Source organism: Curtobacterium sp. MCLR17_055, from assembly GCF_003234305.1.
Taxonomy (GTDB): Bacteria; Actinomycetota; Actinomycetes; order Actinomycetales; family Microbacteriaceae; genus Curtobacterium; species Curtobacterium flaccumfaciens.
This window is the reverse complement of record NZ_QKSX01000017.1, coordinates 20,708-37,764: the sequence shown is the minus strand read 5'-3', so window position 1 is coordinate 37,764 and position 17,057 is coordinate 20,708. Positions and strand designations below refer to the sequence as shown.

The 17,057-nt window shown below is 70.4% G+C and carries 15 protein-coding genes; 4 read left to right on the top strand and 11 right to left on the bottom strand.

What is annotated here, in order from left to right:
• Window positions 1-34: 34 nt before the first annotated feature.
• From DEJ09_RS14470 to DEJ09_RS14430, 9 genes are all read right to left on the bottom strand, one after another.
• Window positions 35-997 (bottom strand): aldo/keto reductase, encoded by a 963-nt coding sequence (locus tag DEJ09_RS14470; protein ID WP_111089052.1) that lies wholly within the window; start codon window positions 995-997, stop codon window positions 35-37.
• Window positions 994-1,338 (bottom strand): L-rhamnose mutarotase, encoded by a 345-nt coding sequence (locus DEJ09_RS14465; RefSeq protein ID WP_110865414.1) that lies wholly within the window; start codon window positions 1,336-1,338, stop codon window positions 994-996. The genes DEJ09_RS14470 and DEJ09_RS14465 overlap by 4 nt, the downstream gene beginning before the upstream one ends.
• Window positions 1,338-2,663, bottom strand: a complete 1,326-nt coding sequence (locus tag DEJ09_RS14460; protein WP_111089051.1) for an alpha-L-fucosidase — start codon at window positions 2,661-2,663, stop codon at window positions 1,338-1,340. Before DEJ09_RS14460 ends, DEJ09_RS14465 begins: the two co-directional genes overlap by 1 nt.
• Before the next feature lie 49 nt (window positions 2,664-2,712).
• On the bottom strand, window positions 2,713-3,603 hold the full coding sequence (locus tag DEJ09_RS14455; protein ID WP_111089050.1) for a carbohydrate ABC transporter permease: 891 nt from the start codon (window positions 3,601-3,603) through the stop codon (window positions 2,713-2,715).
• A complete protein-coding gene (locus DEJ09_RS14450; RefSeq protein WP_111032368.1) occupies window positions 3,596-4,570 on the bottom strand; it encodes a carbohydrate ABC transporter permease in 975 nt (324 codons plus the stop codon). The genes DEJ09_RS14455 and DEJ09_RS14450 overlap by 8 nt, the downstream gene beginning before the upstream one ends.
• Window positions 4,571-4,678: 108 nt before the next feature.
• Window positions 4,679-5,914 (bottom strand): sugar ABC transporter substrate-binding protein, encoded by a 1,236-nt coding sequence (locus DEJ09_RS14445; RefSeq protein WP_258373916.1) that lies wholly within the window; start codon window positions 5,912-5,914, stop codon window positions 4,679-4,681.
• Between the two features lie 45 nt (window positions 5,915-5,959).
• Complete coding sequence (locus tag DEJ09_RS14440; protein WP_111089049.1) at window positions 5,960-7,297, bottom strand: enolase C-terminal domain-like protein; 1,338 nt, start codon at window positions 7,295-7,297, stop codon at window positions 5,960-5,962.
• A 240-nt stretch (window positions 7,298-7,537) separates the two neighbouring features.
• Complete coding sequence (locus tag DEJ09_RS14435) at window positions 7,538-8,131, bottom strand: TetR/AcrR family transcriptional regulator (protein ID WP_111089048.1); 594 nt, start codon at window positions 8,129-8,131, stop codon at window positions 7,538-7,540.
• A gap of 77 nt (window positions 8,132-8,208) precedes the next feature.
• Complete coding sequence (locus DEJ09_RS14430) at window positions 8,209-10,269, bottom strand: MDR family MFS transporter (protein WP_111089047.1); 2,061 nt, start codon at window positions 10,267-10,269, stop codon at window positions 8,209-8,211.
• Window positions 10,270-10,438: 169 nt separating this feature from the next.
• Between DEJ09_RS14430 and DEJ09_RS14425 the strand changes: the two genes are divergently transcribed.
• Both DEJ09_RS14425 and DEJ09_RS14420 read left to right on the top strand, forming a co-directional pair.
• Entirely contained in the window at window positions 10,439-11,389 is a 951-nt protein-coding gene (locus DEJ09_RS14425; RefSeq protein WP_111089046.1) for a phosphotransferase family protein, read from the top strand.
• 71 nt (window positions 11,390-11,460) lie between these two features.
• A complete protein-coding gene (locus DEJ09_RS14420) occupies window positions 11,461-11,850 on the top strand; it encodes a hypothetical protein (protein WP_071244081.1) in 390 nt (129 codons plus the stop codon).
• Between the two features lie 34 nt (window positions 11,851-11,884).
• Here the strand turns inward: DEJ09_RS14420 and DEJ09_RS14415 are convergent, their stop codons facing one another.
• Both DEJ09_RS14415 and nadE read right to left on the bottom strand, forming a co-directional pair.
• On the bottom strand, window positions 11,885-13,342 hold the full coding sequence (locus tag DEJ09_RS14415; RefSeq protein ID WP_111089045.1) for an SPFH domain-containing protein: 1,458 nt from the start codon (window positions 13,340-13,342) through the stop codon (window positions 11,885-11,887).
• Between the two features lie 176 nt (window positions 13,343-13,518).
• On the bottom strand, window positions 13,519-14,346 hold the full coding sequence (nadE, locus tag DEJ09_RS14410) for an ammonia-dependent NAD(+) synthetase (RefSeq protein ID WP_111089076.1): 828 nt from the start codon (window positions 14,344-14,346) through the stop codon (window positions 13,519-13,521).
• A 454-nt stretch (window positions 14,347-14,800) separates the two neighbouring features.
• On the opposite strand from nadE, the gene DEJ09_RS14405 reads away from it, so the two are divergent.
• Window positions 14,801-15,238, top strand: coding sequence for a MarR family winged helix-turn-helix transcriptional regulator (locus DEJ09_RS14405; RefSeq protein ID WP_111089044.1), 438 nt, complete (start codon window positions 14,801-14,803; stop codon window positions 15,236-15,238).
• Window positions 15,239-15,476: 238 nt separating this feature from the next.
• Complete coding sequence (locus DEJ09_RS14400) at window positions 15,477-16,907, top strand: MATE family efflux transporter (protein ID WP_111089043.1); 1,431 nt, start codon at window positions 15,477-15,479, stop codon at window positions 16,905-16,907.
• Window positions 16,908-17,057 lie beyond the last annotated feature (150 nt).

The window sequence follows — 17,057 nt, the reverse complement described above, 5'->3', positions numbered from 1 at the left end:
GCGTGGTTCGGGGTGACTTTCGTCGTACGTGGCGTCACATCGCGAGCAGGCCCGCTGCACGCAGGTCGTCCCAGAGCGCCTCGGGCACGACGGCGGCGGCCCGGGCGACGTTCGAGCGCACCTGGTCGGCAGACTGCACCCCGAGGGCGATCGCCGCGACCGCCGGGGCCCGACGCGGGAACGCCAACGCGGCCTCGGGCAGCGTGACCCCGTGGCGCTCGCAGACGTCGGCGATGGAATTCGCCCGCGCGAGCAGCTGCGCAGAGGCCTCGGCGTAGTCGTAGGTCGCACCCGCCGAAGGGCGCTCCTGCCCGAGCATCCCCGAGTTGTAGACGCCGACCGCCACGACCGTGACGCCCAGCGACGCACACCGGTCGACGAGCGCCGCCGCCGGTTGCTCGAGCAGGGTGTACCGCCCGGCGAGCATGACGACGTCGCAGAGCCCGGTGTCGACGGCCGCCGACAGCGCCTCGACGGAGTTCGACCCGACGCCGACCGCCCGCACGACGCCCTCGTCGCGGAGCTCGGCGAGCGTCGGCAGCGCCTGGGTCAGACCGTCGGTGAGTGAGTACACGTCCGGGTCGTGCAGGTAGGCGACGTCGACGTGGTCGAGCCCGAGCCGGCCGAGCGACTCGTCGAGCGAGCGGCGCACGCCCGACGGCGACGGGTCCCACTGCCGCACGGTGTCGTCCGGCACCGCGAAGCCCCCGGACGCCAGGTCGTCGCCGTCACCGCGCCCGGGCACGAGCACCCGCCCGACCTTCGTCGACACGAGGAACTCCCTCCGGGGGCGCCCGGCGAGCGCCGCACCGAGCCGCCGTTCGGACAGCCCCAGGCCGTAGTGCGGGGCGGTGTCGAACCCGCGCACCCCGCCGTCCCACGCGGCGTCGACCGTGGCGCGGGCGTCGGCGTCGGACACCGGACAGAGCAGGTTGCCGATGCCGGCCCCGCCGAACCAGAACGGACCGCGGTCGAGGTCCAGGTCGAGGGCCGTCACGGGTCCACCTGGTCCGCGTGGTGCACCTGGTCCGCCAGCGACCAGACCCGTGGGACCCCGTCGTCGTCGCCCGAGTAGTCGTCGTCCGCCTCGAGCAGCGGGTTGATCGTCTCCTGCCACTCGGCGTTGACCGGGTCGTCGGCGAGCGCCCGGCGCATCGCCCGGTGGTCCTCGACCTCGATCAGGTGGACCAGGTCGAGCCCGTCCCGCCAGATCGTCCAATCGTGCACGCCGGCCTCGCGCAGTCGCGCCGCGAGCGCGGGCGGGACCGAGGCGTGCACGGTGTCGTACGCCGCCTCGTTCCCGGCCCGCAGTCGCGTCCGCGTCAGGATCCGCTGCATCAGTCGCGCAGGAACAGCTCGACGACGGGCACGGCGACGTCGGGCCGCACGATCGGCAGCGTCAGGGTGAGCGTGCCGGCGGGCTGACCGCCGAGCCCGGTGTTCTGCGCCCGGGTGCCCGGCGGGATCTCGCGGAAGTGGATCTCCGATGCGTCGTTGAGCAGCTGCGCGTACGCCACCCGGCCGGCGAGGTCGGGCAGGTGCACGTGCTCGAACGGCCACGCGAACAGGTGCAGGTACAGGCGGTTGCCGTTCTGCGTGTAGACGGTGTTCCGCGGGGCGACGAACCGCGACGGCCCCGCCCCGTACACCGAGCGGGCGTGCTGGCGCATCCACGTCCCGATGCCGTCGAGTGTCTGCCGCGAGACCCCGTCGAACTCGCCGCGACCGGTCGGGCCGATGTTGAGCAGCATGTTCCCGTTGTTCGAGACGCCGTCGACGAGCATGCGGACGAGCAGGTCGACCGGCTTCAGGTTCAGGTTGTCGCGGTCGTAGCCCCACGAGCCGTTCAGCGTCTGGCAGGCCTCCCACGGCACCGGGACGCCGTCGACCTCCATCGGCTTGTCGGGCTGGTACTGCTCGGGGGTGACCAGGTCACCGGGGATGTCGAGCCGGTCGTTCACGATGATGCCGGGCTGCAGCCGCTTCGTCAGCGCCATGAGTTCCTCGGACCCCCACTCGTCCCGGCCCTTGCCGCCCCAGATGTCCTCGTGGTCGTTGTCCCGGTACGAGAAGTCGTAGAACAGGTAGTCGATCTGCCCGTAGTCGGTGAGCAGCTCCTCGACCTGACCGTGGAGGTACTCGCGGTAGCGCGACATGTCGCGGCCCTCGTTGAACGCCTCGATCGCCTCCGGCGAGTCGTCGCGCCGGGGGTGCACGCCGTCGACGGTGAAGTCCGGGTGGTGCCAGTCGATGAGCGAGTGGTAGAAACCGACCCGCAGCCCTTCGGCACGGACGGCGTCGACGAACTCCCGCACGATGTCGCGGCCGAACGGGGTGTTCGTGGACTTGTAGTCGGTCAGGGCGGTGTCCCACAGGCAGAAGCCCTCGTGGTGCTTCGTGGTGAGGACGACGTACTTCATCCCCGCCTGCCGTGCCCGACGTGCCCAGTCCGCGGCGTCGAACAGGTCCGGGTCGAAGTGGTCGAAGTACTTCTGGTAGTCCTCGTCGGTGATCCGTTCGCGGTTCTTCACCCACTCGTGGCGCGCCGGCAGGGCGTACAGCCCCCAGTGGATGAACATGCCGAACCGGTCGTGGGAGAACCACGCGGGGAACCCCGCGGAGTCGGTCGCGGTCTGCGGCTCGGCAGGTGCGGTGATGGTCATGAGGCCAGTGTTCCTTTCAGTGGAGGGCGAGGGGGGACGGTCGGCGGTGTCACCGGCCGCCGAGACCGCTGGTGACGATCCCCTTGACGAGGTGCTTCTGGAGCAGGATCAGCAGGACCACCGTGGGCAGCATCGAGATCACCGAGGCCGCCATCACGAGGTTCCACTCGGAGCCCTGCTGCCCGAAGAACTGCTGCAGGCCGAGCGGGATGGTGCCACGGGCCTCGACGTCGTTGACGATGACGAGCGGCCAGAGGAACGAGTTCCAGTACGCGATGAACGAGAACACGGCGAGGACCGCCATCGTCGGTCGGGCCAGCGGGAGCATCACCGAGAAGAACGTCCGGATCGCTCCGGCTCCGTCCACCCGGGCGGCGTCGTCGAGCTCCTGCGGCACGGTGAGGAAGAACTGCCGCACCAGGAACGCGCCGAGTGCCGTGAACGCCCACGGGATGATGAGTGCCTGGAACGTGTCGACCCACCCGAAGCCCTGCATCATCACGTACATCGGGATGACGAGGACGTCCTGCGGGATCATCAGCGTCGCCAGGAACAGGACGAACACCGTGTTCCGGCCGCGCCACCGCAGTCGCGAGAACGCGTAGCCGGACAGCACCGCGACGGCGACGTTGATCGCCGTGCCGGCCGAGGCGACGAAGACGCCGTTCAGGATGAACCGGGCGAACGGCAGGTACGTGAACGCCTGTGCGTAGTTGCCCCACTCGATGGACGAGCCCCAGAGCGTCGGCGGGGTCGTGAACACGTCGGCCGACGGCTTCAGACTCGTCGCCACCATGTAGATGAGCGGCGAGACGAACAGCAGGGCCACCAGGCAGAGCAGCACGTAGCCCACCGCGTGGCGCACCCGGCCGGTTTGCCGGTGCGTGCGGGGCAGCGCCCGCGGGTTGATCGTCCGGTTGGACGAGGTCAGCTCACTCATAGTGCACCCACCGCTTCTGTCCGAGGAACTGGATGGCCGTGATGCCGAGGATGATGACGAACAGCACCCACGCCCCGGCCGATGCGAGTCCGAGCTGCTGGGTCTGGAACCCCGTGTTGTAGATGTACTGCACCAGGGTCTCGGTGGCGGTGCCGGGTCCGCCCTTCGTCAGCACGAACGGCTGCACGAACACCTGGAACGAGGTGATCAGGGTCATCATCGTCGCGAAGAAGATCGACGGCGAGATGAGCGGGAACTTGATCCGCCAGAACATCTGCCAGGCGTTCGCCCCGTCGAGCTGCGCAGCCTCGATCTGGTTCTCCGGCACCGAGTCGAGCGCCGCCGAGAAGATCAGCATGTTGTAGCCGAACCCCTGCCAGACGCTCATCGCGACGACGGCGAGCATGGCCCAGTTGTCGTCGGCCAGGAAGTTCGGGGCGTTCACGCCGACGGTCGACTGCAGCGTCGCGTCGATGGCACCGCCCGGCTGGTACAGCATCCGCCAGACGACGACGTTCGCGACGATCGGTGTGATGGTCGGGATGAAGAACAGCACGCGGAAGACGTGCCGGTGGCGGATCTTCGGCGTGAGCCAGGCCGCGAGCCCGAGGGACACGACCAGGTTGAGCGGCACGTAGAGCACGACGAACAGCACGGTGTTCAGCGTCACGGTGCGGAAGATCGGGTCGGAGAACAGCTGCGCGTAGTTCGACAGGCCGGCCCACGAGCGTTCGCCGAGCATCGGCCAGTTCATGAAGCTCACGACGAGCGACGCGAGGATCGGGAACGCCGTGAACACGACGAGGCCGATCGAGTGCGGAGCGGCGAAGGCGGCGCCCCACCAGGAGCGGCGGCCGAGCTCGGCGTCGGCGCCGCTGTCCTTCCGGCGCGGAGCTGCGCCGGTCGCGACCGCGACCGCGGGGGCGGGCAGCGCCGCCTCGGCGGGTGGGTCCTGGATGGTGGTCATGCGACGACCTCCTCGTCGTTCGCGCGGTCCTGGTCAGGGGATGGGACAGGCCGGGAGGCGCGGGGCGGGGTCCACCCGCGCCTCCCGTCCGTCAGGGGGTGACGCCCGTCACTGCGAGCCGAGCTGGCTCGCGATGGACGACATCGTCTCCTTGCCGGAGGTCTGTCCGTTCACCGCCTGCAGGGCGTACTGCGCGAAGAGCTGGTTGAGCTGGTCGCTCTGCTTGTTGCCGGGCAACGGGGTGGCGTTCTCGAGTCCGGTCTTCAGGGCGTCCTCGACCCCGTCGATGCCGGCGTTGTCGTACCAGGCCTGCTGCGCCGCGGTGCGTGCCGGGAAGGCGCGACCCTGCTCGGCGAGCGAGGTGAGCGTGGCCTCGTTCGTCATCGTGGTGATGGCCTTGAACGCCTGCTCGGGGTACTTGCACTGCTTCGAGATGCCGAAGCCCGACCCGGCGGCGAACGAGCTGGGGCCGTCCGTTCCCGAGGGGATCGTCGTGATGCCCAGGTCGAACTTGACCTTGGCCTTCTGGCTGATGATCGACCAGGGGCCGTCGCTGTACATCGCCACGTCACCGGACACGAACGCGTTGTCGTCGGTGGAACCGTCGGTGCTCGCCTGCGTGGCGTAGCCGTCCTTCACCAGACCGCCGATCCAGTCGAGCCCCTCGGCGAACTCCGCGTTCGAGGCGTCGAGCGTGCCGTCGGCATCGATCACCCGGCCGCCGTTGTAGCCGAGGATCATCGACTCCAGGGGGATGTCCTCCACGCTCGTGCCCCAGATCGGCGTGCCCGCGGCCTTGAGCTCCTTCGCAGCGTCCTCGAACTCGTCGACCGTCCAGCCCGGCTTCGGCTCGTCGACGCCCGCCTTCTCGAAGATGTCCTTGTTGTAGAACATGACCATGGGGCCGGTGTCGTACGGCAGCCCGTAGAGCTTGCCGTCGACCTTCATGCCGTCGAGCCCGGTCTGGTCGTACTCACCCAGGTCGAGGTCGGCCTGCTTCGCCATGTCGTCGATCGGCACGAGCACGTCCGTGTAGTTCGCGGCGCGGAGCGACTGGATGCTCACGATGCAGGGTGCGGTGCCGGTGGACAGCTGGGTGCGGAGCTTGGTCCAGTAGTCGTTGAAGGGTGAGCCCTGGATCGAGACGTCCACGTCGTCGTCGGTCTTGACCGTGTCGGCGACCTTCTGCCACGCGGCCTTGTCCTCCTTCCCGGCGATCCACATGGCCCAGGTGAGGGAGTCCTTCGACTGGCCGTCGCTGGCGTTGCTGCCAGCGGAACAGCCGGTGAGCACGAGCACGGCAGCTGCTGCTGCCGCCAGCCCGGCGGTGCGTCGTCGTTGCATCGGTGTCTCCACTTCGTCGTGGTGATGGGGTGTGCGGTGGGGTGTTCAGGCGACCCGGACGGCGTCCGGGACCCGATTGGGATCGGACTCGGCCCAGACCGGGCCGTCCGGGAACGCGTGGGTGGTCAGGGTGTCGGCGAGCATCTCGGTGCCGGCGCCGGGCGTGGTCGGCGGCCAGTAGCGGCCGTCGTGGACATCGACCGGTGTCACGAAGTGCTCGTGCAGGTGGTCGACGAACTCGATGCACCGGGTGTCGAGGTCGCCGGTCAGGGCGACCGCGTCGAACATCGACAGGTGCTGCACCGCCTCGCACAGGCCGACGCCGCCGGCGTGTGGGCACACACGGACGCCGTGCTTGGCGGCGAGGAGCAGGATCGCCAGGTTCTCGTTCACCCCGGCGACCCGGGTGGCGTCGATCTGCAGCACCGACATCGACCCGGCCTGGATCAGCTGCTTCGCGATCACCCGGTTCGCCATGTGCTCCCCCGTCGCGACCGGGATCGGGGCGATGCGCCGGGCGATCTCGGCGTGGGCGAGGATGTCGTCCGGGCTCGTCGGCTCCTCGACCCACGCGACGTCGAAGGGGCGGAGCCGGTCGATCCACGCCACGGCCTCGTCGACGTCCCAGCGCTGGTTCGCGTCGATCGCGATCCGGACGTCCGGGCCGACGGTGGCGCGGGCGATGCCCATCCGTCGGACGTCCTCGTCGACGTCGCCGCCGACCTTCAGCTTGATCTGGGTGAACCCGTCGTCCACGGCTTCCCGGCACAGCCGCGCGAGCTTCTCGTCGTCGTAGCCGAGCCAGCCCGGGGTCGTCGTGTAGGCGCGGTAGCCCTCACGCTCCAGGCGCGCTCGACGTTCGGCACGCATCGGTTCGGCGGCGCGGAACAGTTCGAGCGCCTCGGCCGGGGTGATCGCGTCGGTCAGGTACCGGAAGTCCACCAGGTCGACGAGCTCCTCGGGTCGCAGGTCGGCGAGCAGGGCCCACAGCGGCTGCCCCGCACGCTTCGCACGCAGGTCCCACAGGGCGTTCACCACGGCGCCGATCGCCATGTGCATGACGCCCTTCTCCGGGCCGAGCCACCGCAGCTGCGAGTCGTGCACCATCGCGCGCCAGGTACCGCCCATGTCGGCCAGGACCGCCTCGGCATCGGCGCCGACGACGTGCCCACGGAGGGCTGCGATCGCCGACTCCTGCACCTCGTTGCCGCGGCCGATGGTGAAGACGAAGCCGGTGCCGACCAGGCCGTCGAGCGCGTCGGTGGTGAGCTCGACGTAGGCGGCGGAGTAGTCGGGTGCGGGGTTCATGGCGTCGGACCCGTCGTGCTCCCGCGAGGTCGGGAACCGGATGTCGTGCACGTGCAGACCGGTGATGCGGCTCATCTGTGTCTCCTGCCGTCCGGTCTCCGTCGACCGAACGGTGCAATCAAAACATCCGATGTCTCGTGCGTCAAGAGCCTTGTTCTTGCGGTTCTGGCGAAAGTGGTCGCCCAACCGTCCGATGACTGCGCGATCGACGGTGTGGACGCGACAACGGCCTGGAGGCGCGGTGCGGGTCCGGCCCGCACCGCGCCTCCAGGCCGTGGTCGCCCCGCGCCGGGGGCGACGCGATGGTCACGCTGGTCAGGCGATGGCGAGCCGCCCCATCTCGGCGACGACCGCGCGCAGCCGCCCAGCGAGCTCGTCGCGGGAGCCGTCCGCCGACCGGTGGGCGGACTCGATCACGGCGGCCATCACGAGGGTGGTCACGGTCCGCGCAGTGTCCTCGTCGACGCGCTCGGCGGCGACCGCCAGCACGGTCTGCCGTGCGTGCGCCATCCACTGCATCATCGCCGGGACCATCTCGGGGCGGGCTCGGACGAGCTCCTTCATGCGCCGGCGGTCCTGCGGCAGGGTGACCGTGTGCGCGACGAGGTCGCAGAGGTCGGCCACGAGCGGACCCGTGGCACCGAGGAACGCTGCGCGCGCCGTGTCCGGGACCGTCGTCGCCGGCAGTCCGAGGGCTGCCTCGGCCTTCGACGGGAAGTAGTTGAAGAACGTCCGCGGGGAGACCCCGGCGTCCGCGCAGATCTGCTCGACGGTCACCCCGGCGAGCCCGTGGTCGGTGACCAGGGCGAGTGCCGACCGGTGGATGGCGGACCGGGTCTGCTGCTTCTTGCGCTCCCGTAGGCCGCAGTCGCTCGCGACGAGGTCCTCGGTGGTGGTGGGCTGGTGCACGTGCTGCGCTCCGTCCTGTTCTCGGGCCCGTGCGACGCCGGGCCTCCGCGTCGTGTGACGGGGAGGCCCGGCGTGGTTCAGACCTGCGACCGACCGCCCTGGACGGGGATCGAACCGGTGACCGGAGCGGTGGGCGAGCCCATCGTGTCCGCGGCCCGCACGGCCTGCGCCTCGAGGTCGTCGGCGGTGCCGGCGTCGTCCGCCTGCTCCTGCAGGGCCGAGCTCTTGCGGAGCGGCGGCGCCTTGAAGAAGAAGCTCAGGACGAACGCGAGCAGGATCACCGCGAAGCCGACCCAGTAGACGGTCACGGCCGAGGCGTTGAACCCGGACATGAACGGCCGGGTCAGGGCCGAGTCCGCACCGTTGAGGTACGACGTGTCGCTCGTCTCGGCGTTCGAGTCGCTCGAGTCGTTCGCGCCCTTGTCGATCTGCTTCGACAGTTCCGGTGCGAGCTGGTCCACCCAGTAGGTGCGCTGCCCCGAGTCCGACCAGTCGACGACGAGTCGGCCGTCCTGCACGCTCGCGTGCGCCTTGTCGGCGGCGGCGGTGAGCGCCTGCTGCTGCACGGCGTCGGGAGCCCCGGCGGTGGCCTGGGTCACCTGGTCGGTGGCGGTGTCGAGTCCGGACTGCACCTGCTGCTGGAGCGGGGTGACGATCGGGTCCCAGATCTGGTCCATGACGCCCTGGTTCGCCTTCGCGCTGGCGACCTCCGGGTCGAGCGCCGCACTGAGGGCGGGCTTCAGGTTCGACTCGTCCGCCGTGGCGTGCAGGATGTTCGTCGGCATGAGCGAGAACAGGACGGACAGCAGGACGGCGGTACCGAGTGTGCCACCGATCTGGCGGAAGAACGTAGCGGACGACGTCGCCACACCCATGTCACGCGGCTCCACCGAGTTCTGCGATGCCAGGGTGATGCTCTGCATGAGCTGGCCGAGCCCGAGACCGATCAGGAACATGCCGATCATCAGGAACCACAGCGGCTTGTCGATCGTCATGAACGTCAGGACGACGTAGCCGAGCGACACCAGGGCCGTGCCGATGACCGGGAAGATCCGGTAGCGGCCGGTGCGGGCCACGATCTGCCCCGAAGCGATCGAGGCGATCATCAGGCCACCGATCATCGGCAGAGTCGCGAACCCGGACTCGGTCGGCGTCAGGCCGGTGACGATCTGCAGGTAGAGCGGGATGGTGAGCATCGCGCCGAACATCGCGAAGCCGACCAGGAAGCCCAGGATGGTCGCCATCGAGAACGTGCTCGAGCGGAAGAGCTTGAGCGGGATGATCGCGTCGTCCTGCATGCGGGTCTCGATCACCAGGAAGGCGACGAGGCCGAGCGCACCGATGACGTAGCAGGCGATCGCGCTGGCCGAACCCCAGCCCCACGTGCGGCCCTGCTCCGCGACGAGGAGCAGCGGCGCGAGCGTGACGATGACCGAGGTCGCACCCCACCAGTCGATGCGCGGCTTGGCCTTGGCCTCGCCGAACTTCGGCAGGTGCAGGAACGCGATCACCATGAGGAGCGCGGCGACGCCGATCGGCACGTTGATCAGGAAGACCCAGCGCCACCCGGTGATGCCGACGATCGAGCTCGCACCGGCGAACAGGCCGCCGATGAGCGGGCCGATCACGGACGAGATGCCGAACACCGCGAGGAAGTAGCCCTGGTACTTCGCGCGCTCACGGGGCGCGAGGATGTCGCCCATGATCGCCAGCGGCAGCGACATCAGCGCACCCGCACCGATGCCCTGGAACGCGCGGAAGGCGGCCAGCATGGTCATCGACGTCGACAGGGTCGAGAGCAGCGACCCGAGGATGAAGACCGCGATGCCGAAGATGTAGAGCGGGCGACGTCCGAAGACGTCGGAGAGCTTGCCGTAGATCGGAGTCGTGATGGTCGACGCGATCAGGTAGGCCGTCGTGACCCAGGCCTGCTGGTCGAGGCCGTGCAGGTCGTCACCGATCGTGCGGATCGCCGTGCCGACGATGGTCTGGTCGAGCGACGACAGGAACATGCCCGCCATCAGGCCGTAGATGACGAGCAGGATCTGGCGGTGCGACATGATCGGCTTGCCCGGCGTGCTCGCCGGGGAGTCCTGTCGTCCGCGCGACACCTCGACGGGTGCGGTGGCAGTGGACATGCGGAGTTCCTCACAGGGGATGTGGCGTGGTGGTCGTCGGCCTGGTCGGGACCCCGAACGGGTGTCAACCTTGCAGGCTCTGCAACTTTACACCGCAAGCACCTTTGCTGCCAACGCAAAGTTGCCGAGCGTGCACGTTCGTGTACGGGTTCTCAGGTAACGTCGGCGCATGGGGCGAACCACCTGGACCGATGTACCGACGACGCTGCGGCAGCAGGTGGAGGGGGTGCTGGGCGGCCCGGTCGTGACCGCCGAGTCCCAGGCGAGCGGGTGGTCTCCCGGCAGCGCCGACCGGGTGACGACCGCGGCGGGACGACGGGCGTTCGTGAAGACCGTGTCACGCTCGCGCAACGAGGCAGCCCTCGAGCTGCACCGCCGCGAGGCCGAGGTCATGGCCCAGCTGCCGACCACCGTGCAGGCACCACGGCTGCTCGACACGCTGCACGCCACGGTCGACGGCGACGACTGGGTCGCGCTCGTGCTCGACGACGTCGCGGGCCAGCACCCGGGCCGGCACCTCGACGGATCGGACACGACGGCCGTGCTCGACGCACTCCACACGCTGCCGCCCGCGACCGGTGGGCTGGCGACGCTCCCCCGCATCGCCGAGGACCTGCGCGGTGAGTTCGGCGCCTGGGACCGGATGCTGGCCGACGACGCGGACGCCGCCCGCGTCGCCGAGGTCGTCCCGCCGCACGTCCTCGACGCCGGCCCCGCGATCGCCCGCGCAGCGTCCGGGGCAGCGGCACTCGTCGACGGCGAACACCTCGTGCACGCCGACTGCCGCGCGGACAACCTGCTCGTCGACGACGCCGGGCTCGTCTGGGTGGTCGACTGGCCCTGGGCGAGCGTGGGCGCGCACTGGCTCGACCCGCTGACCTACCTGCTCGACACGCTCGTCCGCGGTGAGGACGCCGACGTCGAACACCACCTCGCCACGCACCCGGTCTTCGCCGGGGTGCCCGCAACAACGATCGACGCCGTGCTGGCCGGGCTCGCCGGGCTGTTCTTCGAGCACGCCCTGCCCCCGGCGCCGCCGAACATGCCCACGATCCGCGACTTCCAGCGTCGCGAGGGCGTGGCCGCCGCCGACTGGTTGCTCCGGCGCTGGGCCGACTGACAGCGCGCCCGCACGAGCGGGGGACGCGTCTGTCCAGGGAGCGCAGCGCACCGGAGCGTACGGTCCACCGCATGACTGATGAGCACCGCACCCCGCGTCCCGAAGACGACGCCGCGCGCCTCGGTCTCGTCGTCGTCGGAGAAGCAGCAGCCCTGCAGTCCGGCGACGAGGCGGCACTGGACGCGAGCGAGCAGAACATCCGCGACACGATCGACGAACTGGTCGACGAGCCCCTGACCCCGCGGCAGGAGGAGGTCGTCGAGCGACTCGCCGCTGCAGGCGGCACCCTGACCGCCGGACTCAGCGGTGCCCTCGCCGCCCAGAGCGGTCGCAGCGTCGACGACGTGCTCGAGGGTGCGGCCCGCAGTGTCGTGTGGCAGCAGCGGCTCGCGGACGAGCGTGAGGACGCCGGTGCTCAGCAGCGCGACCCGCAGAACGAGAACGGGCACGACGAGGGCTGATCCCCCGTCGCGCCCGCTGCAGGCACCCGATCGGTTACTCGGTGGGCTCGACCTGTTGCACGGACTGCTCGCGCACGACGGCACGGGCAGCCGCCTGACCCGTCGTGGTGCTCTTCACGATGTCGCTCAGGGTGAACCCCGCGGTGGCACCGAGCAGCGCATCGACCTCGCTGAACTGGCTGACGACACTCTTCGACAGTGCACCGGCGCCGTCGGAGGACACCACGGTGAGTGTGTCGATGTTGCTCATCGGAGCAGCGAGCTCGCGGGCGATGCTCGGCAGTGTCTCGATCGCCTTGACCCGCAGGACGGCCTCGGAGTGCTGTGCGAGCGCGTCGGCCTGCGCCTTGGTCGCATCGGCCTCGGCCTGACCCTTCGCACGGATCGCGTCGGCGGCGGCTTCACCCTCGGCGCGTGAGGCATCGGCGGCGAGCTTGCGGGCGTCCGCCTCGGCCTTCGCCTCGGCCGCGACGGCCTCGGCGGAGATCCGGCGGGCCTCGGCCTGGGCGCGGGCGGTCTCGACCTGGGCCCCGGCGGCGGCTTCGGCCTCGACGCGGGTCTTGCGCGCCTGGGCCTCGGCGACGGCGGAGACCTCGGACTCGAGCTCGGCACGGCGCAGCTCGGCACGCTTCTGCGCGGTGATCTGCTCCTGCTCGACGACGCCCTGGGACGCACGCGCCTGGGCGAGCGGGCCGGCGGCAGCGGCTTCGGCGGACGCACGGTCGGCGTCGAGCTGCAGCGCGGCACGGCGGATGGCCAGGGTGTTCTCGGCCTCGGCGATCGCCTGGTCGGCGGTGGCGCGGGCTTCTCGCGCTTCGCGGTCGGCCTGGGCCTCGGCGTTCTCGGCCTCGAGTCGCACGCGTGCACGCTCGGCACGACCGAGGTCGCTGATGTACTCGTTGCGGTCCGAGATGCCCTTGATCTCGAACGAGTCGACGTCGAGACCCTGGCTGTGCAGGGCGTCCTGCGCGACGGTGAGGACCGCGACGGTGAGCTGGTCGCGGTTCCGGATGATCGTCGAGACGTCGGTCGCGCCGATCGAGGCACGGAGCGAGCCGGACAGGACCTCGCGCGCGAAGTCGTCGATCTTCTTCTCCTGGCCGAGGAACCGCTGCGCTGCCGCCCGGATGGACGCGTCGGCCTCGCCGACCTTGACGAGCGCCACGGCCTCGACGTCGATGGTGACGCCGCGGGAGTCCTGCGCGTTGACGTTGATGTCGATCGCACGCGAGCTGAGCGACAGCTTCGCGACCTTCTCGAAGAAGGGGCGGACGAGCACGCCGGCGCCGAGCACGACCTTGATGCCGGACTCGACGGTCTCGGTGCCGTCGGCGTTCTTGACCTTGCGGGAGCGCTTGCCCGTGATGATGAGCGCTTCGTCGGCACCGGCGTTGCGGTACACGACCTTGGCGTAGATCAGCGCGATCACGGCGAGGACGATGATCCCCACGATGATCAGCGGGACGGCTCCGAGCGCGAACAGGACTTCCATGACTCCCCCTCCGGACCAGGCGTCAGCCTGGATTCCGCATCTGTTGTTCCGTTGGCTCCCATCCTAGGAGCGCACGCGGACAGCCGGGGCGCGCTGGGAAGGGTTGGGGACAACAGGCTGGAGGCGCGGTGCAGGATCACCTGCACCGCGCCTCCCGGCCGGGGTTGCGTCAGCGCCTACGCGCCCGCTCGCCACCAGTCGTCGAAGGGCGTCGCCGGCACCTGGCGCTTGTGCTCCGTCGCGCGGTAGCGCGACTCGATCGCCTCGGCGACCTCGACCGGCACGTCGTGGCCCTGCAGGTAGGCGTCGATCTCGGCGTAGGTGAGCCCGAGGTTCGCCTCGTCGGTCTGCCCGGGCAGCTCGTCGAGCAGGTCGGCGGTGGGCGCCTTCTCGTACAGGCGGGCGGGTGCGCCGAGGTGCTCGAGCAGCTGCCGCCCCTGGCTCTTCGAGAGCCCGGTGAGCGGGGTGAGGTCGACGCCGCCGTCGCCGTACTTGGTGAAGAAGCCCGTGACGGCCTCGGCCGCGTGGTCCGTGCCGACCACCAGCAGGCCGCGCTGCCCGGCGATCGCGTACTGGGCGACCATGCGCATGCGCGCCTTGACGTTGCCCTTGACGAAGTCGCTCAGCTCGACGCCCGAGGCCGCGGTGTCCTGCATGACCCCGTCGACCCCGTGCTCGATGTTCACGGTGACGCCCGGGGCGGCCGCGATGAACTGCAGGGCGAGCTGGGCGTCGTCCTCGTCGGCCTGCACGCGGTAGGGCATGCGCACGGTCGTGAACTCGGCCGGGTGCCCCTCGGCGCGGAGCGACTCGACCGCGAGCTGGGTCAGGCGGCCGGCCAGGGTGGAGTCCTGCCCCCCACTGATGGCGAGGAGGTACCCCTTCGCCCCGGTCGTCAGCAGGTAGTCACGCAGGAACCCGACACGACGGGCGACCTCCTGCTCCGGGTCGATGGTCGGCTGGACGTTGAGGTCCGCTGCGATGGCGGCTTGGAGTTCACGCACCACCCCAGTATCACGCCGATCCGGCTCCGTGGACCGGCGGGTTCCCGAAGACGTCCATCGGATCGACCGGGAGGTCCCGGGGCGGCGGTGACCCGATCACCACCGCCCCGGGGATCCGCGACGACCCGAACGCGTCGCGGACCCGGTGAGGCGGACGCCGGTACCCGCCGGCGCCCGTCCTGGTCAGGCGCGACGAACCCGTCGCGCCGGGATCGCGGTGGGTGGTCCGTGGTGTGGCACGGTGCCTCCTCCCCCGACGGGGTCTCCGCCGCTGATCCGCCCCCGGTGGTGAGCCAGGGGATGTGGGGCCCGTCGAACGGGCCGAGGGCGGCTGGTGAGGCCGCTTCCTGTGGAAGGTATCAGGGTCCGGGCAGGGCTCGACACCCCCGTTGTGGGGTCATGACCGGGACTGCCTTCGTTGACAGTTCGATGGCTAACAGTTAGAGTCCTGATCATGCAGGCACCGGACTTCACGACACCGCTCCAGCTCATGCGGTGGATCGGATGGGCACAGCGCAAGGGCGCCGAGGAGTGGGTCCGTGAACGCGACCTCACCCACGAGCAGTCCTTCGTGCTCGGGTACCTGCAGGAACACCCCGGCGCCATCCAGCGGGACGTCGCCGAGGCCACCCGGACCAGCGCGGCCAGCGTCTCGAGTCTCCTGCAGGGGCTCGAGCGGCGTGGCCTGATCGAACGACGACCGGACGCCACGAACGGGCGGACGAAGACGGTGCACGCCACCCAGGCGGGCATCGACCTCATCGCCGGGTTCACCGACGCGATGGTCGCCCTCGACGACTCCCTGCTCGCACCCCTCGACGAGGACGAACGCGGAACCCTACGGCGATTGCTGCAGAAGGTGACCGCGGAACTCGCGCCGCCGACCCGCTAGCCGAACCACCGCACCACCGGCGCCACGCGCACCAGCGCACCACCCGCGCCACCGCACCGACCCGCTCACGCACCACGCGCCTCCCGGCCGGATCCGCCGGCGCGCCCTCGCGACCCCGCGATCCCGCGCCTTCCCGACCCGCGACCCTGCGATCCCGCGACCCCACCAGTCGCGCGCTCCCCCCTGCCGTGCCGGCGTCCGTCGGCGCGCCCACCGTCATGCCCGGAAGGGAACCGTCATGTCCTCCACCACCACCACCGCTGCGGCGACGAACCGCTGGTACCTCTCCGCTGCCCCGATCGCCCGAGCCCTGGTGCACCTGTGCGTGCCGATGGCCGCCGCGATGGTCGTCAGCGCCCTGTACAACGTCATCAACGCGGGCTTCATCGGTGCCCAGCACGACACGTCCCTGCTCGCCGCGATCACCTTCGGCACGCCGCTGCTCGGCCTCGTGATGGCCGTGGGCGGGGTGTTCGGCGTCGGCGGCAGCGCGTTGATGTCCCGGCTGCTCGGCGCCTCGGAACACGATCCCGACAAGGCGCGGGACATCAAGCACGTCGCCTCGTTCGCCCTGTGGGGAGCCGTCGTGACCGGCGCCGTGCTCGGCGTCGTCGGACTCCTGCTGCTCCGCCCACTCGTCGCCGTCCTCGGTGCCGACGCGGCAGCCGTACCCGCCACGAGCGAGTACGTCGCCGTGATGCTCGCGTTCGTCCCCGTCCTCGCCGCGTCCTTCGCGCTCGAGCAGATCGTCCGCTCGGAAGGCGCCGCGAGGCAGGCGATGATCGGCCTGGTCCTGTCCACGGTCGGCAACCTGGTGTTCGACGTCCTGTTCATCCTGGGGCTGCACTGGGGCGTCGGCGGCGCCGCACTCGCGGTGGGCCTGGCCAACGTGGTGTCGATCGCCTACTGGGTGACGTGGCTGCAGCGGAACAGCGAGAACGTCAGCTTCGCGCCGAAGTGGTTCACCCTGCGTGCGGACATCCTGAAGCCCGTGTTCGGCATCGGCGTCGGCGAGCTGCTGCAGTCCGCGTTCCTCATCGTCACCACACTCGTCCTCAACAACCTCGCCGCCGCCTACGGTGACGACCCGCTGGCAGCGATGGGCGTCGCGGTCCGCATCGCCCAGGTGCCGGAGTTCCTGGTGATGGGCGTGACCATCGGCGTGCTGCCGCTGCTCGCCTACGCGTTCGGAGCGGGTGACGCAGCTCGACTGCGCTCCGGCCTGCGCGCTGCGGCCCTGACCGTCGGCGGCATCGTGCTCGTCTTCTCCGGCACCGTGTTCGTGTTCCGCGAGCAGGTCTTCACGATCTTCTCCGGTGACCACTCCGTGCTCGCGATCGGCATGACGATCCTGACGGCACAGCTCGTCGCCGCCGTCGTCAACGGGTTCACGGGGCTGCTCACCTCGCTGTTCCAGGCGACCGGGATGGTCATGCCCGCGATGGTGCTGTCGATGGCGCAGGGCGTGCTGTTCATCCCGATCGTGATCGCCGGCAACGTGTGGTTCGGGCTCGCCGGGATCATCTGGGCGCTCACCGTCACCGAGGGCATCGTGTTCGTCGCCGCCGTCGTCCTCTGGCTGGCGACGCGGGGCCGCATCGCCCGCGGCCTGGCCGAGGGCAGCGCGGCACGCGCCGACGCCGCGCTGGAGGCCGCCCCCGTGGCGTGAGGCGCGTCGCCCCCGGCGTCACGCACCACGTGCGGACGGGAGGCCCGGTGCCGGTCTGGCACCGGGCCTCCCGTCCGTCGCGTGGTCACGTTCCGTGCGCCGCCTGCGCTGCGTGGGCTCGCTGCGTGAGCAGGAATGGTCGGGTGCGCG